The organism is Acinetobacter sp. SA01, from assembly GCF_011319235.1.
Classification (GTDB): domain Bacteria; phylum Pseudomonadota; class Gammaproteobacteria; order Pseudomonadales; family Moraxellaceae; genus Acinetobacter.
The window spans coordinates 24,278-40,312 of sequence record NZ_WXXM01000012.1; the positions used below are offsets into that span (position 1 = coordinate 24,278).

Consider the following 16,035-nt stretch of genomic DNA (forward strand, 5'->3'; position numbering starts at 1 on the left):
CGTGAATGGCTACTTTAAATCCGCGTGACGTTGTCATCGTTGATGGTGTACGTTCAGCAATGGGTAAATCCAAAAACGGTATGTTCCGCAATGTACGTGCTGACAGCTTGTCTGCTGAATTGGTTCGTGCTTTGGTTGCCCGTAACCAGTTTGATGTCAACGAAGTTGAAGACCTGATTTGGGGCTGTGTCAACCAGACACTTGAACAAGGCATGAACATTGCCCGTAACATTGGTTTATTGGCTGACTTGCCTAAAACTGTTGCAGGTCAAACGATTAACCGTCTTTGTGGTTCTTCAATGCAGGCAATCCATGCTGCGGCGGCACAAATTGCAACCAACCAGGGTGATATCTTCATCATCGGTGGTGTTGAGCACATGGGCCACGTTGGCATGATGCACGGCATCGACATCAACCCAGAAGCATCTAAACATTATGCAAAAGCGTCTAACATGATGGGCTTAACCGCTGAAATGTTAGGTCGCATGAACGGCATTACTCGTGAAGAACAAGATGCGTTTGGTGTTGAATCTCACCGCCGCGCTTGGGCTGCAACGCAAGAAGGTCGTTTCAAAAACGAAATTATTGGTGTTGAAGGTCACGACCAGAACGGTTTCAAAATCCTGTGCGACATCGACGAAGTGATTCGTCCAGATGCCAACCTTGAAGCATTCCAGGCTTTACGTCCAGCATTTGACCCGAAAGGCGGTACAGTGACTGCTGCAACATCTTCAGCATTGTCTGACGGTGCATCTGCAATGTTGTTGATGTCTGCTGAACGTGCGCAAGCGCTTGGTCTTAAGCCACGTGCTGTGATTCGCTCTATGGCGGTTGCAGGTTGTGACGCTGCGATCATGGGTTATGGTCCAGTTCCAGCAACTCAGAAAGCGCTAAAACGTGCGGGCTTGTCGATTGCTGACATTCAAACTATTGAATTAAACGAAGCGTTTGCTGCTCAAGGTTTGTCAGTTCTTAAAGGCTTAGGCATTTATGACCAGCAAGACCGTGTGAACTTGAACGGTGGTGCGATTGCACTGGGTCACCCATTGGGTTGTTCTGGTGCGCGTATCACAACCACGTTGCTGAACGTGATGGAACAGCAAGATACACAAATCGGTCTTGCGACCATGTGTATTGGCCTTGGTCAAGGTATCGCGACTATTATCGAACGTGTTTAATGCTTAATTAAATACTGAGATATAAAAAACCCCGCTTATTGCGGGGTTTTTTTTTGAATATTTAAATATAATTCAATCACTTGAAATTAATAAATAACAGTAATAACTGATTAACAGGGTAATAAAGTGCATATTGTGTTGAAAGGAATAGTTGAAGACTATGCAAAAAGCTTCGATTTGGATTCAAGTGATATTAGTAAGAATTTTGAATATTTTGTTAATTACCTGTTAGCTCATAAAGAATTAGGCCACATAGTACAGCCCAATGAATTAACAACATCTGAAGATGATGCATCGCTTGATGGGATCGCTATATTTCTAGATGGTAATCTAATCACTTCATTAGAAATGGCAGAAGAAATACTGTCTGATAAAAAAAGAAAAGTAGATGCAAAAATTATTTTAACGCAAGTAAAAAGTGGTGAAAGCTTTGAAAAGGATGATATTGCTAATTTTCTATCCGGTATATTGAATTTTCTTACTCAAGATAACTTTTACCCACAAGGTACATTTAACCAAATTAGGCATGAAATTCTTTTTCAAATTTTAAAAAACGTAAAAAATATACGTAATGGCTTACCCGATATAGCTGTTTACTTTGCAACAAGTGGCATTTATCAAAAATCAGATGAACATGAAGCAATTTTCAAACAAATAAAATATGAAATTGAACAAAAAACTTTTTTCCATCAGGTGAAAGCTGAACCACTAGATAGAGCTAAATTAATTAGTTTATATGATGATACGAACAAAGATATTCAAGCTAAATTAAAATTTCAAGAGTTTTTTGCTATCCCATCAATGCCAAATATTCCTCAGTCATATTTAGCTTTAGTTAATGCTAAAGATTTCATTGATTCAATATTATTCGATGAAGACAAAAATATAAAAAATAATATTTTTGAAGAAAATATACGTGCTTATTTAGGTGAAGAAGTTTATGTAAACTCAAATATAAAAAAATCACTTGAAGAAGAAAAGTCACAAAAAATATTTTCTGTATTAAATAATGGAATTACCATTATTTCGCCTGATTTAGCATTTTCCCCAAGTGATAAAACTATTGACCTAACAAATTATCAATGGATGTCAAACTAGTAATGTATTATTTGAAAATCGGGACATTATTAATGATGATACAAAAATTATCGTTAAGTTTATCTCGACTACTCATGAAGAAACTATTACAAAAATTATATCATCTACTAATAATCAGTCTAATATCGACAACAATGCATTTCTTGGTCTAAAAGAAAAAACTCGTATGGTTCAAAGATATTTTGAAACCATGAACAATACGGTAGGTGATGAAAACAGAGTATATTTTGAAAGAAGGCAGAATGAATACTCTCAATCAGATTATCAAAAATCACGTATATTTGATCTAAGAACTGTAGTACAGGCATATAATGCAATGATACTTGAAGAACCATTTAACTCATCTCGTTACGTGAAAAAAATATTTGAATCTAATGAGTTATTTAAAGATGATGATGAAGAAAGCTTATACTATATCTGTTCATTAGCTCTGTATAAAATTCATGTAGCTATTAACAGTAAAAAACTTAAATACTCAAATTTAAAATGGCATGTCTTATTCATTATGAAATATGTGGCCACAAAATCTAATAAAAATTGGACACGTAATAGTAAAAAATCAAATCAAAATGTGAAAAAAATTATTGAAACCTTAACTGATAAAGAAAAGTTTGAAAATGCGCTAAATGAATGCTTAGCTATTATTGAATCATTACCTATTCCAACTTCTGATGAAATAAAGAGACAAAAATATACAGCTGATTTAAGAAGTAAAACTTTTGAATACTTAAATTTTTAAGAAAAATTACCTTTTAACGATATTTGACATAAGCTAAAAAAGATGTCCTGGTGACATCTTTTTTTGATTTTGGAGTGTTTAAAAAATTAGGTACTATTTTCCTTACTGCTCTAAATTCAAGAACCTTAAAGCCTCTTAAATATCCTCAGCAACTTTCTGCGCCAACAATGTCGCAAAATGCTGTTTAATCCTATTTCCCTGTGCATCTACCCGATGCAACTCACCGACATTTTCATTATATTTCACAATGTTCCAGCCCTCATAAAGCGCACTTAACTCCCCTGCTTTAAAGGCAAAAGGAAAGTCAGGCTGTGCCGGAAGGTCGTCCGTATTCATCGCACAGACAATCAGGTTATAGCCTCCCGGAACAGTCGCTTGTTGCATCTGCTTAATCAGAGGTTTCACCGTTTGGGCTTGCAAGAACATCATCACCACAGTACAGCAAATAAAATCATAACGGCCGGTAATACTTGGGTCTGCATTTAAATCACGCTGTTGCACCTGAATATTATCAATCTGCTCACTCTGAATAATCTGCCTCAACTTTTGCAGGCTGTTTTCATTGACATCCCAGGCATCCACCTCAAAACCATGCTGACTTAAATACAGCGTATTACGCCCCTGCCCGCAGCCAACATCGAGGGCACGGCCACCTTGCAAATATGGCGTAGCAGCCAGAATTTCAGAGTGCGTGGGTGAAAGCTGATATTTTTTATAAAAATAATCCTGTGGCAGACAGTAAAACTGTAGCTGACATTCAATGTCATCACTGGCAGAAACAATTTTATGCCATGCTTGCGGTTCAATAAACGGAGGTTGCTGCTCTAGGCTAAAAACATGCTCAGACTTTACGGCTCCCGATTCCTCCAGCATGGCAAAATGCAGCTCACCCTTGAATACGGTTAATTTTGCCCAGGTACCGGCTTTGGTATTGTGCTGGTTTTTAAACCCTTGCGGGATACTCTGCTGTGTCCAGACAGGGAGTTCTTTATAACAAATAAGCTGTTGCATAAAAGGCTGTACTCCAAAGCATCGGTCGGTGGTCGGGCTGACTCAATCAGTTGATGATCTATGTTTTAGCATAGCCCGTTCCACAGCAGAATGAAATAAGCCAATGAGATGCCATTCAGGCAAACTAAAAACCCTATAGAAAAACAAAAACTGCCCGATACGGACAGTTTTTGGGGAAACTTTAAAAGCGAGATAAATATTTTTTAATGCAGCAGTTGTTCGCGCAACCATTCCATATATTTTTCTTGGTCCATAAAGTCAGGGGCGCTACCGGTATCCAGACTGTAATACTGCTGATTGAACTGAATCACAATCTGCTCGGTATGATGCCAATCTTCAATCATTTTAAAGTATTGATTAAAGAAAAAACGGTTTTTACCCCAATTGTTCAGGCTTTCCAGTTTTGGGTATTTTTTATTTTCAACAAATTCACTGTATACATGCTGAATATCATCAAAAACGTGTAGGGTTTTCATGACTCACCTGCCTAGATTTTATAATGTGACCTTTGCAACGGTTTTAATCTAGCAACCGAATTTGAATAACAAATGACAGTCTTATTGCAAAACTGTCATGTTTAAAAAGATGAAACGCAGATATTCAACGGCATGATCGCTTTGCCGGGAAAAACGCAAGAAAAACAAATCATGTGCTCATCAAAAATATCCATTTCTCTTTAATTTAACCCGGACCCAACTAAAAACTTAAAAGCAATGTAACTCACCTGCAACATCATGTTATCCATCTGTAATTTTAGTTGAATATTCACACAATTAGGCCCAACTAACGTGTTCCCTTTTAAAAAATGAATCGCCCTAGCGTTAATATAACCAGTACAAAAAACCTCTTAATTCTCACGATTGAGTAATTCCCATGAATATGATTAAAACTGCTATCACTATCGCTGTAGTTGCAGGTACAACCTCTGCTATGGCTGCTACTGCTGTAGAAACCACGCCAGCTGCCAAGGTTGCCGCATTAAAAGCACAAGTAAAAGCAGACACCATTCAAACCGCAAGCACTGTTAAAGCAGCAGCTGCTACAACAAAAGAAAATGTTGAGCTTAAAAGCAAAACTGCTGCACATAAAACTGTCGCTGCCAAAAATGCAACTGTAGCCAAAACAGCTAAGCTAAAAGATGCCACTGTTGCTAAAACCGTAGTAGCAAAAGAAAAAGCTGTCGTTGCCACTCAAACTGCCGCTCACAAAACAGAAGCCGCTAAAGATGCCGCTGTAGCTAAAACTGTAGCAACTAAAGACGCAGCTGTAGCAAAAGCGGTGGAAGCGAAAGACGCAACTGTTGCTAAAACTGTTCAAGTAACAGATGCCACTGCTGCTAAAACTGTCGCTGCAAAAGATGCAACTGTAGCCAAAACAGCTGAAGTAAAAGAAAGCGTTGCTGAAAAAGCAGATGCTGCTAAAACTGAAGTCAAAGCTGAGAAAAAAGGCTTCTTCTCTTGGTTTAAAAAATCTGCGGCTTAATCTGCATCGCGCATTTTAACCGTAAAAAGGATGCCATTCATGAGCATCCTTTTTTAGTTAGCGTGAAAAAGATGGTGATCCACATACTGCCCAACTAGCGAATAGCATTATTCGGTGTATTGGTTCGCTGTTGTTGCAACTGTCTGATGATGTCATTTTGTGAGGTATTTTCCAGAATACCCAAGGAAAGTTGCTCTCTAGCGATTTGTACATTGACTGCTCTACGGTCTATCCCAAAAGGTGCAAGAATAATATACAGACCTTCTCGTGGATCAGGTGACTGCAAACCGCGGGCAATCGCCAGAACATATTGCTGCAATACCCATGGCAAGCTGTTGATGTCTGGCATAGGTGCTTCAGGAACTAGATCGATGGTCATCAACATAGTGGGGTCAACCACAAAATTTTGTGTATCTAGCTGGATCTGCATAATTCTATGTTGCAAAACTCGCTCTCTTTGAGGATCTTCACGATATTCAATAACTCGCGTGGTTTCAGCGCTTAACTTGGAGTCTGTTAAGGGGATTAATCCGGTAGTATCCGTTATATCGGCAAAAGCAGAGGAAATAGAAAAGCTTGCGGTAATCATGACAATTGCGCAGGATAAATTTTTTAGCAGCTTCATGGCAGTTCTACTCAACAATGAATTGAAGTAAATAAACAACCGTCGACAGCTATAATTGTATAGTTTATGCGCCTTTCAGCCACTTGCCCCGGACCAGTGGTCTTGCAAGACATTCTAACTTTCGTTAAAAAACCGGTTCATTTCACCTACTGAAAAAACATCAAATCTGCGTCTATAAAAAAGTGCTGTGCTGAACCATGTTTCTATAAATCAGATTTTTATCTTCTCCTGCTTAGGCTGCCCTGCTGACATAAAAATTCCGTCATAATCTTTATTTTTCTCGCATTCCGACGCGCAAAAGTACAGGAAATGTTACATCTAAGTATTCTGGTCCTGCTTGCAAAACCTCTGAAATCGGCTGCAGCGGGTCATCCGTGTTGTGGTCGTGATAATGCTTGAGCGCCGACCAGGTGTTTAAATAACTGATCAGCTGCTGCGGAGTCCATCGATATTCCAGGCGCAGCTCTGGAACTGCCTGCTCATAAAAAGGAAACGGAATGGTTTGATACAGCTCATCAATATAACGGCGTTCACGATCCCAATACTCTTTTAAGGTTTCAGCATACAGCTGCTGAACCAAGGCATTGATTGCCGCATCCTGAACCTGAATGAGACCATAGCCAATAACCGCCAGCACCCCTTGAGGTTTAAGCACCCGTTTGACTTCTTTATAGAATGCATCGAAATCAAACCAGTGAATCGCTTGTGCCACCGTCACCAAATCGACGGAGTGCTCCGGAATCGTGGTCTGCTCTGCCACCTGTAGCTGATAGCTGACATTTTCAAAATAAGGGGCCTGCTGTAATTGCGCTGCGCTAATATCAGTCGCCACCACATGCTCGAAATACGGTGCCAGAAGCTGGGTAAACTGCCCCGAACCGGCACCACAATCCCAGGCAAAAGTTCGTTCAGGTACATGCTTTAAAATTTCCTGGACAATTTCTGCAGAATAAGCCGGACGGGCCTGTTTATAGCGCAAGCTGTCATCAGAAAACAGATCTTTCATTTAACGATGCTCATAATATTTATAAATTTAATCAATGACCTGATCAATCCTAAAACTGGTCTGGGCAATGAGCACCCGCTGATTATTCAATTGATAATATTTAACATCGTATGGAACCAATTTCCAGCTCTGGGCAGGATTAAAACTGACACGGCGATTCCCGACTGGCTGAGCATGTAACGGAGTAATGATCTCTGAAGAACATGACTAGCTCACAGGCTGAAAACAGCCCCAATTTTCAACTGCGCAGGCATTTGCCACTTTCTCGCGGCGGCAAATATAGGCTTCGCTGGCAAAGCTAAGGATTTTTTCAAAAGAAAAATGATTACTTTTTCGGTGTCGGTAGCTCAGGTACAGAAAAATTATTTATAGAATGTTCAATCGTACCAATGCTGACATTTTTCAGGTCGAGCTGTATATGCATATCACGATCGATGGGCTGCATACTGTTGCTATTGCTACGATCAATATGCTGCATACTGTTGCTACGGTTTATACCAAAGGGTTGCAACATAATATACAAGCCTTGTGTAGGATCACTCGACTGTAAACCCTGAGCAATACTCAATACATACTGTTGTAGAAAGGGCGATAACGAATTTAGGTCGGGTTGTGCTTGTAAGGGCTGAATTTCCAGATTGGCAACCACATGGCTGTCGATCATAAAGTTTTGTGCTTCACGTGAATTACGAATAACTTGATGCTGTAAAGCACGGAGATTTTTTTCATCATTCTGATACGGCACAATCCCGGTTTCTGTACGTAACTCTGGCTCGGCCAGTACGTGCAGGGTGGGTAAGGTCACCGCGTCATCCGCGTGGACCATCATGCTCCATGGACAGCCCAATATCAGCAGCAAAGGATATATTTTTATAAATTTCATAAACTTGCCTCGCAACGTAATTTCAGGACAATGCAGTTTTACACCATGCAAGAAAAAAATTTTTCACTGCAACCGTATACGTTTTATAGCCTACCTGAAAATCAATTTTGGCTCACCTTGACTCGGATAAACGGTCTTTTTCACTTTCTTAAATCTATTATGGGTATGCAATTTTTCTTGGAATTTTAATGCGCTTTGCATGTAATTATAATTCTCTATGACCAACCTAGAGGCGAAAAAAAAACCTCAAACAGTGTTTGAGGTTTTTTTGAATATGGTGGCGAGACCCAGGATCGAACTGGGGACACACGGATTTTCAATCCGTTGCTCTACCTACTGAGCTATCACGCCGATGCGGTGTATTAAGCCGTATCTGTTCTCAATAGTCAATATAATTCATGACATTTTTATTTAATCGAATATTTTTTACCCAAAAAAAATCCCTGATGGGATCAGGGATTGAAATCTTGAAATAGATTTTAAATATGGTGGCGAGACCCAGGATCGAACTGGGGACACACGGATTTTCAATCCGTTGCTCTACCTACTGAGCTATCACGCCAATGTCGCGTATTAAACAGTTTAAGTGTTTTTCAGTCAAGCAGGTTTTTAGCTTTTTCAAGCAAGTGCTTACTTTTAAGGCAAATTGATGTTTATTTGCTTATTTTTTATTTAAAATTCAATGGATCATCTAAGCCAGCATTATTTTCAGGCATAAAAAAACAGCACCATGGCTGCTTTTTTATTTTTATCAGGCTTAAATTTTTTCCAGATGTGCCAGACAGCGATGAATGGCTCCACAGCCCGGTTCAAACCTCTTCACGCCTTTTTCTTCTTCCATTCGGCACACTTCACTGACCAGTCGTTCTGCGACTCCACGTCCACGGTTAGCTGGATGGACCACAATATTTTCCAGCGTCCGGCTTTCCCCCTGCCCGGTACACCAAATTGCCCCAATCAGTTTAGTATTAAATTCTGCTGTGTAAACTAAGGTATACTGAGCCAAGTTTTGCTCTAGTTGTTCAATGGCATCCTGCCCATCCCCAAATTCCGGGCTGGTGTCATACAGTCGCTCAAGCTGGCTGCGCACTTCGTCATTTTCTAGTGAAGTATAAGCATGTACGGTAATAGGCATTGATTAACCCTCCTGAGCAATCTAATATGCGATAATTTCGTCATCGCGAAAAAAACATTTTACATCATCGTTTTTGAGGAACGTGTCTATGACGCAACGTATCAGTGAAGTGGTAAGAAACACTAACGAAACCAAAATCCGAGTTCGTGTGAATCTTGATGGTACAGGTCAAGGCACTCTCAATACAGGTGTTCCATTTTTAGATCATATGATTGATCAAATCAAGCGACACGGCTTATTTGACATTGATATTCATTGTGATGGTGACCTGGAAATTGATGACCATCACACCGTAGAAGACTGTGGTATCACTCTAGGTCAGGCATTTGCCCAAGCCCTGGGTGATAAAAAAGGCCTACGTCGTTATGGTCACTTCTATGCCCCACTGGATGAATCTTTAAGCCGTGTTGTGGTTGATTTATCTGGTCGTCCGGGCTTGTGGATGGATATTCCATTCACTCGCGCACGTATTGGCAGCTTTGATGTTGATCTATTCTCTGAATTTTTTCAAGGTTTTGTGAATCACGCCTTAATGACCCTGCACATTGATAACCTGAAAGGCAAAAACAGCCATCACCAGATCGAAAGCGTATTTAAAGCATTTGCCCGCGCACTCCGTATGGCCTGTGAAGTCGATCCACGTGCAGAAAATACTGTTGCTTCAACCAAAGGTACTTTGTAATGACCCGTATTGCCCTTCTTGACTATGGTATGGGAAATTTACACTCCGCAGCCAAAGCCCTGGAACATGTCGGCGCAACTGTAGATGTTACCAATGATCCCAAACTGATTGCCCAAGCCGATAAAATCGTCTTTCCGGGTGTCGGTGCCATGCGTGACTGTATGCAAGGCATGCATGAAGCAGGTATTGATGAAGTGGTACGCCATGCCGTATTCAATAAGCCTGTGCTGGCGATCTGTGTCGGCATGCAAGCCTTAATGCAACACTCGGAAGAAAATGGCGGTTCAGATGCGCTAGGTATTTTTGCCGGTGAAGTAAAGCGTTTCCCGGATATGGCCGGTTTAAAAGTGCCACACATGGGCTGGAACCAGGTGCATCAGGCAGACCCAAGCCATCCAATGTGGAAAGACATTGAACAGGATGCGCGTTTCTATTTCGTGCATAGTTTCTATGTTGAACCTGAAGACAAGAGCATTGTGGCAGCCACCTGTGACTATGGTTTAGAGTTCTGTACGGCGCTGCATAAAGAAAACCTGTTCGCTACCCAGTTCCATCCGGAAAAGAGTCATACTGCCGGTTTGCAGTTACTGAAAAACTTTGTGGAATGGGATATCTAAGGCTCTTCCAACTTATTTTAAAAAGCTCACTTCGGTGGGCTTTTATTTTGCCTAAACTCGGAAAAACCATTAAGCTGATTTCAGACCAGTTAGCTATTGATGATTATGGAAGAGCCGCTACTTCAAACCCTGCCCAGCAAAGAACAGATTCAGGCCTTCCCTCCATTTAAAAACCTTCCGATGCAACAGATTCAGGTGATTAACAACCTGGAACAATGTCATGCTTTGGAAGCAGAATTAACACACTGCGCAGTACTTGGTTTCGATTCTGAATCCAAGCCCACATTTAGAGTCGGTGAAGTTTCCACGGGGCCACATCTGATTCAATTGGCGACCTTAGACAAAGCCTATCTGTTCCAAATGAATGATGAGATTTGGGAATTTTTAAAGCCGATTTTTGCCAGCCGTGACCAGATTAAAGTTGGCTTTGGCTTAAAAAATGATGCCCATCTATTCCGTAAAAAAGGTATTGAACTAAACAGTGTGATTGAACTGTCGAAATGCTTTTCTGCTTTTGGCTTTACCAATCCAATGGGACTGAAAAATGCCATGGCACTTCTATTTCAGGTGAACTTTCCCAAAAGTAAAAAAACCAGCACCTCGAACTGGGCACGTAAAACGCTGACTCCTCAGCAGATTGACTATGCGGCTGCCGATGCCTATGCCCCGGTTTTAGTGTTTGAAGAATTACTGCGCTTAGGCTTGCTGCCCAAACATATTCCCAATACCACATTAAAGTTACGCATTCGCCCCAACAAAATAAAAGCTGCAACTCATGCTTAGAGATTTGCCAATACTTTGCTAAGATGGAACACAATGAATTCAATAAGATTGGGCAAGGAGCGAAAGCATGCTGATCATCCCTGCAATTGACCTGAAAGATGGCAAATGTGTCCGTTTAAAACAAGGCCGTATGGAAGACGATACCGTATTCTCTGACGATCCGGTTGCAACTGCACAGCATTGGGTCAATGAAGGCGCACGTCGCTTGCATTTGGTGGATTTAAACGGCGCTTTCGCAGGTACACCGATTCATAAACCTGTGGTTGAAGCCATTGCCAAAGCACAACCAGAGCTGCCAATTCAAATTGGTGGTGGTATCCGTTCACTGGAAACCATTGAACATTATCTGGATGCCGGTGTGTCTTTTGTGATTATCGGGACCAAAGCAGTTCAAAATCCTGAGTTTGTGGAAGAAGCATGCAAGAAATTTGCCGGCCACATCATTGTCGGTATCGATGCCATGAATGGCATGGTGGCAACCGATGGCTGGGCCAATGTCACAGATGTAAAAGCGACTGACCTTGCAAAACGTTTTGCTGATGCTGGCGTATCAAGCATTGTCTATACCGACATTGCACGTGACGGTATGATGCAGGGTGTAAACATCGAGCAAACTGTTAACTTGGCGACTTATTCAGGTCTTCCTGTGATTGCCTCTGGTGGTGTGACCAATCTGGATGATGTCCGTAACTTGAAAGGCCAGCCGGGCATTTTAGGTGCCATTACCGGTCGCGCCATTTACGAAGGCACACTGAACCTTCGTGAAGCGCAATTACTGTTAGATGAACAATCACTTTAATTCCGTGATGTATCTCCAAGAGGTCTTCGGACCTCTTTTTTATTTCTGATATTTTTAAAAATCACTTCCTGTGTAAGCATGTCCTATTTTCCCTCTTGCCTGAAAGCCAAAGCACCGCAACTTGCCTTAATTTTAATTACCCTGGTTTGGGGTGGCTCGTTTATCACCGTGCAATATGGCTTAAACTTTGCCAGCCCGATGTTTTTCGTCGGTTGCCGTTTTGCTGCTGCCATGTTGTTTGTCAGCCTGTTTTCCTGGAAGGATTTAACCGCAATCCAACTGAAAGAAATTGCCGCAGGAGCTGTCATTGGTCTGGTGATTGCGCTGGGTTATGGCACGCAAACCATTGGACTACAAAGCATCAGCAGCAGTGAATCGGCTTTTTTAACCGCGCTGTATGTACCTCTGGTGCCGATTCTTTTATGGCTATTGTTCCGTAAAACCCCGCAATTCATGACCTGGTGTGGCACAGTGCTGGCCTTTTTAGGTCTGGTCTTTTTAACCGGAAATGGGTTTGGTGCAATCCAGCTGAGCTTTGGTCAGATCATTACCCTCTTGGGTTCAGTCGCTATTGCGATGGAAATTATTCTGATCGGATTTTTTGCCGGTAAAGTCAATGTCCGCCGTGTCACCGTGATTCAACTCGGCTTTGCCTCGATTTTTGCTTTTTGCATGATGCCTTTGGCTGGTGAAAGCTGGAATCCAGTTTTTTCCTGGCCTCTGGTGATCATTTTAACTGGCTTAGGTTTTGCTAGTGCCGCCATTCAACTGGTGATGAACTGGGCACAACGTGCAGTCGACCCTGCGCAAGCTGCCATCATCTATTCCGGTGAGCCAGTTTGGGCAGCTTTAATTGGTCGTATTGCGGGGGAGCGTTTGCCCTTACTGGCCATCCTTGGTGGGGTGTTGGTGGTTTTAGGGGTCATTGTCAGTGAATGGAAACCGAAGTTTTTGAAGAAAAATAAAGAAGTGAATCCTTAAAAGATCTCTTTCTCCTGAATATTTCTCTAAAGAAAATTCCTCATCTTCCAGGAGCGGTTAGGAAAGGTTAATTTCAAGAGCACGAGAAATTCGAATTTTTCACTGAAAATATTGCCCTCTCCCCAATCCTCTCCCACAGGGAGAGGAAGAATCATTATCGGTTTTTGTGGAAGGAAAGAGATATTTAAAACGACACCATCTTCCCCGGATTAATCAACGCACCCAATCCATAGGCGCTTTTTGCTACCGGAATGACCACGGGTGCCAGTGCACGACCAAACAGAATATCCTGATGATGAATACGGGTCAGCATATTAAAGTCATCCGCTTTGCCACAGAAATCATCAGCAATCGCCTTACCGATACGTACCGTTTGCGCCACGCCATGACCGCTCCAGCCCTGTACGGCATAGATGGGGAATTTGTTACCAAACTTACGGCTATCTGCCGCGCCATTCATGGTCAGGTCAGTGGTTCCACTCCAGACAAAATCCAGCTCGACACTTTTTAACTGCGGAAATACATGTTGAATCCGGCCCAATAAATACTGATGGGTTTTTTCAGGATTCCAGCATGAACCTGTCCCCTCCCCACCAAACAGCAAGCGGTTTTGCGATACACCACGATAATAGTCGATCTGGAATTGCGTATCATAGACAGGTGCATCTGTTGGTAATAATTCTTTTAAATCAAATTCTAATGGAGCTGTGGTACAGACATAGGTATAGAACGGAATCGTGGTCTGATTATTCTTTTGCAGCAACTTAAAGGAGGCATGATGCACCCCCATCACCACACTTTTACGGGCTTTGATCACGCCACTGGTGGTGGTCACATAAATACCATCTTCCCGTTCTTCTACTACAGTGACTTCAGTTTGCTCATAGACTTTGCCGCCATTTTTACAGAAACCATAAATGAGACCGCGGTTTAAAGCCAGGGGATGAATATGTCCACCCAGAGCATCCAGCAAACCACCACAATAATTGTCAGAGGCAATGTGTTCTTTCAGCTCATGCTTGCCCACTACTTGAGTATGGGCCTCACCCAAAAACTTGCGTGCATCGGCACCTTGAGTTAAACCAACCAGATGCCCTTCATGTACGGCAGCGGTGATATGGCCACGTTTACGCTGCAAGTCCAGATTGTATTGGTCTGCAATCGAATCAATTAAGGACATCGCTTCGGTTGAGGTAAAGTGCCAGAGTTTTTTGGCATCTGCATAACTGAAATGTTCAATCATTTCTGCCGCTTCCCAACGTGCCAAGCCTGGGGTCAATTGCCCGCCATTTCTTCCAGAAGCCGCACTGCCAATCCGGTTTTTCTCGACCAGAACCGTCTCCACCCCCTGCTCAGACAGATGTAAGGCCGTCGAAGCACCCAGCAAGCCGCCACCAATCACCACCACATCACATTCAATATCGGCACTCAAGGCATCAAACTGGTGCCATTGTTCCAGTGAACTTTCATAGTAATTCGCAGGATGCCCAAATGCACCATGCTTTGGATTAATCCAGTTCCATTCCTTGCCACTTTGCTGGTTTATGCTGGCTTTAAATTCTACGTCATTTAAAAATACTGGCTTTTGTATATTCATGTTCACTCTTCCCATCTTCAATTCATTTCAAAATTTGCGGCAATCTTTTAGTAGGCATTGCCAATCACAATGTTTTGCTTTTTCAGTTTTTTGTACAGGAAGATCACAATCCCGACAGACAGCCAGCCACAACCAAACAACAGTGCGGAACGCTCCAGGTTGAACCATAAACACATGATCACGCCGACCGAAATAAACGGTAAAATCAGGTTTAAAAAGATATTTTTCATCCCGTGGCGTTGCTGCTCACGGACATAGAATTTGACGAAAACTGAAAAATTGACTGCGGTAAAGGCAATCAAGGCCCCGAAACTAATCATGCTCACCACAGTTGCCAGGTCAAGGGCGATGGCCGTCAGAGAAATCAAACCAACCAACAGTACTGCATAAAGCGGTGTACCTAATTTGCTGTGAACTTGCCCAAAAGTTTCTTTATGAAAAATACCATCTTTACCCATAATATGAATCAGACGGGATGCACTGGCATGGGTTGCCAGACCTGAAGCAAAGGTATTCATAATTTGTGCACACAAAAATACCGACTGGAACAATGCTCCACCGACATACAGCACAATTTCAGGCAAGGCTTCATCCGGGTTGTTAAAACGGACATTGCTTGGAAAATAGAGTTGAATAAACCAGGATGCCGTCAGGAAAATGATACCGCCTGACAGTGTAGTGAGCATCACCGCACGTGGAATGGTTCGTTTCGGATCTTGAGTTTCATGCGACATGGTGGTCACCGCATCAAAGCCCAGAAATGAAAAGCACAGGATGGATGCCCCTGCAATCAAGGGTAGGATGGAGCTGTCACCATTAAATAACGGCGCAAGAGTCAACACATGCTCATAACCTTGTCCCTCACCTACACCGCGAATCACCAGATAGATGAATAGCACCATCAGTAATAAAGGTGCGATCACAAAGACTAGACTGAGATTGGCAAGGAAATTAATGCGGAAACAGTTAATGAGTGTGACCAGGCCTGCAAACAGCGTGACCCACATCCAGTAAGGTACGCTGGGAATAACCGCTTCCAGATAAATCCCGGCCAACAAGGCATTCACTAAAGGCAGCAAGATGTAGTCGAGCAAGGAACACCAGCCCACAAAGAAGCCAGCTTTGGCTCCACAAGATTCTGCGGTGTAGGTATAGGCAGAACCGGGTTTTTCAGTTTTCCGGCTAAAGCGTGCATAGCTAAATGCAGTCAGCAGCATCGCCACCAAAGCAAAAATATAAGCCAAGGGTACCCGGCCATCGGTGATTCCGGACACAATACCAAAAGTATCAAACACCACCATTGGGGTCATATAGGCCACACCAAGGATGACGACTTGCCATAACGACATTTTTTTGAAAGAGACTTGTGTTTTCTCCATAGCTGTCACCTGAACATTATTTATTTGAGTTATTTGTTCA

The 16,035-nt window shown here is 42.2% G+C and carries 15 protein-coding genes, 2 tRNA genes and 1 pseudogene; 8 read left to right on the forward strand and 10 right to left on the reverse strand.

What is annotated here, in order from left to right:
• The first annotated feature begins 5 nt into the window (after positions 1-5).
• Both fadA and GTU69_RS11670 read left to right on the forward strand, forming a co-directional pair.
• Positions 6-1,178, forward strand: coding sequence for an acetyl-CoA C-acyltransferase FadA (fadA, locus tag GTU69_RS11660; RefSeq protein WP_166170684.1), 1,173 nt, complete (start codon positions 6-8; stop codon positions 1,176-1,178).
• Positions 1,179-1,979: 801 nt separating this feature from the next.
• Positions 1,980-3,015: pseudogene (locus GTU69_RS11670) on the forward strand (AIPR family protein).
• A 135-nt stretch (positions 3,016-3,150) separates the two neighbouring features.
• Here the strand turns inward: GTU69_RS11670 and tehB are convergent.
• Both tehB and GTU69_RS11680 read right to left on the reverse strand, forming a co-directional pair.
• Positions 3,151-4,026, reverse strand: a complete 876-nt coding sequence (tehB, locus tag GTU69_RS11675; protein ID WP_166170686.1) for an SAM-dependent methyltransferase TehB — start codon at positions 4,024-4,026, stop codon at positions 3,151-3,153.
• Between the two features lie 203 nt (positions 4,027-4,229).
• Positions 4,230-4,502, reverse strand: coding sequence for a hypothetical protein (locus GTU69_RS11680; RefSeq protein WP_086197715.1), 273 nt, complete (start codon positions 4,500-4,502; stop codon positions 4,230-4,232).
• Positions 4,503-4,899: 397 nt separating this feature from the next.
• On the opposite strand from GTU69_RS11680, the gene GTU69_RS11685 reads away from it, so the two are divergent.
• Positions 4,900-5,508, forward strand: coding sequence for a hypothetical protein (locus tag GTU69_RS11685; RefSeq protein ID WP_166170687.1), 609 nt, complete (start codon positions 4,900-4,902; stop codon positions 5,506-5,508).
• A 94-nt stretch (positions 5,509-5,602) separates the two neighbouring features.
• Here GTU69_RS11685 and GTU69_RS11690 read toward each other — a convergent pair whose 3' ends face one another.
• The 6 genes from GTU69_RS11690 to GTU69_RS11715 all read right to left on the reverse strand — a co-directional run bounded on the left by GTU69_RS11690 (position 5,603) and on the right by GTU69_RS11715 (position 9,157).
• A complete protein-coding gene (locus tag GTU69_RS11690) occupies positions 5,603-6,133 on the reverse strand; it encodes a hypothetical protein (protein WP_180041987.1) in 531 nt (176 codons plus the stop codon).
• Positions 6,134-6,404: 271 nt separating this feature from the next.
• Positions 6,405-7,139 (reverse strand): class I SAM-dependent methyltransferase, encoded by a 735-nt coding sequence (locus GTU69_RS11695; protein ID WP_166170688.1) that lies wholly within the window; start codon positions 7,137-7,139, stop codon positions 6,405-6,407.
• Positions 7,140-7,464: 325 nt separating this feature from the next.
• Positions 7,465-7,965, reverse strand: coding sequence for a hypothetical protein (locus tag GTU69_RS11700; protein ID WP_225530211.1), 501 nt, complete (start codon positions 7,963-7,965; stop codon positions 7,465-7,467).
• 332 nt (positions 7,966-8,297) lie between these two features.
• Positions 8,298-8,373, reverse strand: a tRNA-Phe gene (locus tag GTU69_RS11705).
• A 135-nt stretch (positions 8,374-8,508) separates the two neighbouring features.
• A tRNA-Phe gene (locus GTU69_RS11710) sits at positions 8,509-8,584 on the reverse strand.
• A gap of 195 nt (positions 8,585-8,779) precedes the next feature.
• Positions 8,780-9,157 (reverse strand): GNAT family N-acetyltransferase, encoded by a 378-nt coding sequence (locus tag GTU69_RS11715; RefSeq protein WP_166170689.1) that lies wholly within the window; start codon positions 9,155-9,157, stop codon positions 8,780-8,782.
• Positions 9,158-9,245: 88 nt separating this feature from the next.
• Here GTU69_RS11715 and hisB point away from each other — a divergent pair, with 88 nt between their 5' ends.
• The 5 genes from hisB (at position 9,246) to GTU69_RS11740 (ending at position 13,019) form a co-directional block, all read left to right on the forward strand.
• Entirely contained in the window at positions 9,246-9,839 is a 594-nt protein-coding gene (gene hisB, locus GTU69_RS11720; RefSeq protein WP_086197720.1) for an imidazoleglycerol-phosphate dehydratase HisB, read from the forward strand.
• Positions 9,839-10,456 carry an imidazole glycerol phosphate synthase subunit HisH gene (hisH, locus tag GTU69_RS11725; protein WP_166170690.1) on the forward strand — a complete coding sequence of 206 codons (618 nt, stop codon included), beginning with the start codon at positions 9,839-9,841 and terminating at the stop codon, positions 10,454-10,456. The genes hisB and hisH overlap by 1 nt, the downstream gene beginning before the upstream one ends.
• Before the next feature lie 105 nt (positions 10,457-10,561).
• A complete protein-coding gene (locus GTU69_RS11730; protein ID WP_166170691.1) occupies positions 10,562-11,239 on the forward strand; it encodes a 3'-5' exonuclease in 678 nt (225 codons plus the stop codon).
• 67 nt (positions 11,240-11,306) lie between these two features.
• Complete coding sequence (hisA, locus tag GTU69_RS11735) at positions 11,307-12,038, forward strand: 1-(5-phosphoribosyl)-5-[(5-phosphoribosylamino)methylideneamino]imidazole-4-carboxamide isomerase (protein WP_086197722.1); 732 nt, start codon at positions 11,307-11,309, stop codon at positions 12,036-12,038.
• A gap of 60 nt (positions 12,039-12,098) precedes the next feature.
• On the forward strand, positions 12,099-13,019 hold the full coding sequence (locus GTU69_RS11740) for a DMT family transporter (protein WP_171522028.1): 921 nt from the start codon (positions 12,099-12,101) through the stop codon (positions 13,017-13,019).
• Positions 13,020-13,203: 184 nt separating this feature from the next.
• Here GTU69_RS11740 and GTU69_RS11745 read toward each other — a convergent pair whose 3' ends face one another.
• Positions 13,204-14,616, reverse strand: coding sequence for an FAD-dependent oxidoreductase (locus tag GTU69_RS11745; protein WP_166170694.1), 1,413 nt, complete (start codon positions 14,614-14,616; stop codon positions 13,204-13,206).
• 47 nt (positions 14,617-14,663) lie between these two features.
• Entirely contained in the window at positions 14,664-15,995 is a 1,332-nt protein-coding gene (locus GTU69_RS11750; protein ID WP_166170696.1) for an APC family permease, read from the reverse strand.
• Positions 15,996-16,035 lie beyond the last annotated feature (40 nt).

Bases quoted from the DNA above. Each gene is read 5' to 3' on its own strand.
- fadA (WP_166170684.1), top strand. From the start codon at position 6: ATGGCTACTTTAAATCCGCGTGACGTTGTCATCGTTGATGGTGTACGT.
- tehB (WP_166170686.1), bottom strand. From the start codon at position 4,026: ATGCAACAGCTTATTTGTTATAAAGAACTCCCTGTCTGGACACAGCAG.
- GTU69_RS11680 (WP_086197715.1), bottom strand. From the start codon at position 4,502: ATGAAAACCCTACACGTTTTTGATGATATTCAGCATGTATACAGTGAA.
- GTU69_RS11685 (WP_166170687.1), top strand. From the start codon at position 4,900: ATGAATATGATTAAAACTGCTATCACTATCGCTGTAGTTGCAGGTACA.
- GTU69_RS11690 (WP_180041987.1), bottom strand. From the start codon at position 6,133: ATGAAGCTGCTAAAAAATTTATCCTGCGCAATTGTCATGATTACCGCA.
- GTU69_RS11695 (WP_166170688.1), bottom strand. From the start codon at position 7,139: ATGAAAGATCTGTTTTCTGATGACAGCTTGCGCTATAAACAGGCCCGT.
- GTU69_RS11700 (WP_225530211.1), bottom strand. From the start codon at position 7,965: ATGGTCCACGCGGATGACGCGGTGACCTTACCCACCCTGCACGTACTG.
- GTU69_RS11715 (WP_166170689.1), bottom strand. From the start codon at position 9,157: ATGCCTATTACCGTACATGCTTATACTTCACTAGAAAATGACGAAGTG.
- hisB (WP_086197720.1), top strand. From the start codon at position 9,246: ATGACGCAACGTATCAGTGAAGTGGTAAGAAACACTAACGAAACCAAA.
- hisH (WP_166170690.1), top strand. From the start codon at position 9,839: ATGACCCGTATTGCCCTTCTTGACTATGGTATGGGAAATTTACACTCC.
- GTU69_RS11730 (WP_166170691.1), top strand. From the start codon at position 10,562: ATGGAAGAGCCGCTACTTCAAACCCTGCCCAGCAAAGAACAGATTCAG.
- hisA (WP_086197722.1), top strand. From the start codon at position 11,307: ATGCTGATCATCCCTGCAATTGACCTGAAAGATGGCAAATGTGTCCGT.
- GTU69_RS11745 (WP_166170694.1), bottom strand. From the start codon at position 14,616: ATGAATATACAAAAGCCAGTATTTTTAAATGACGTAGAATTTAAAGCC.
- GTU69_RS11750 (WP_166170696.1), bottom strand. From the start codon at position 15,995: ATGGAGAAAACACAAGTCTCTTTCAAAAAAATGTCGTTATGGCAAGTC.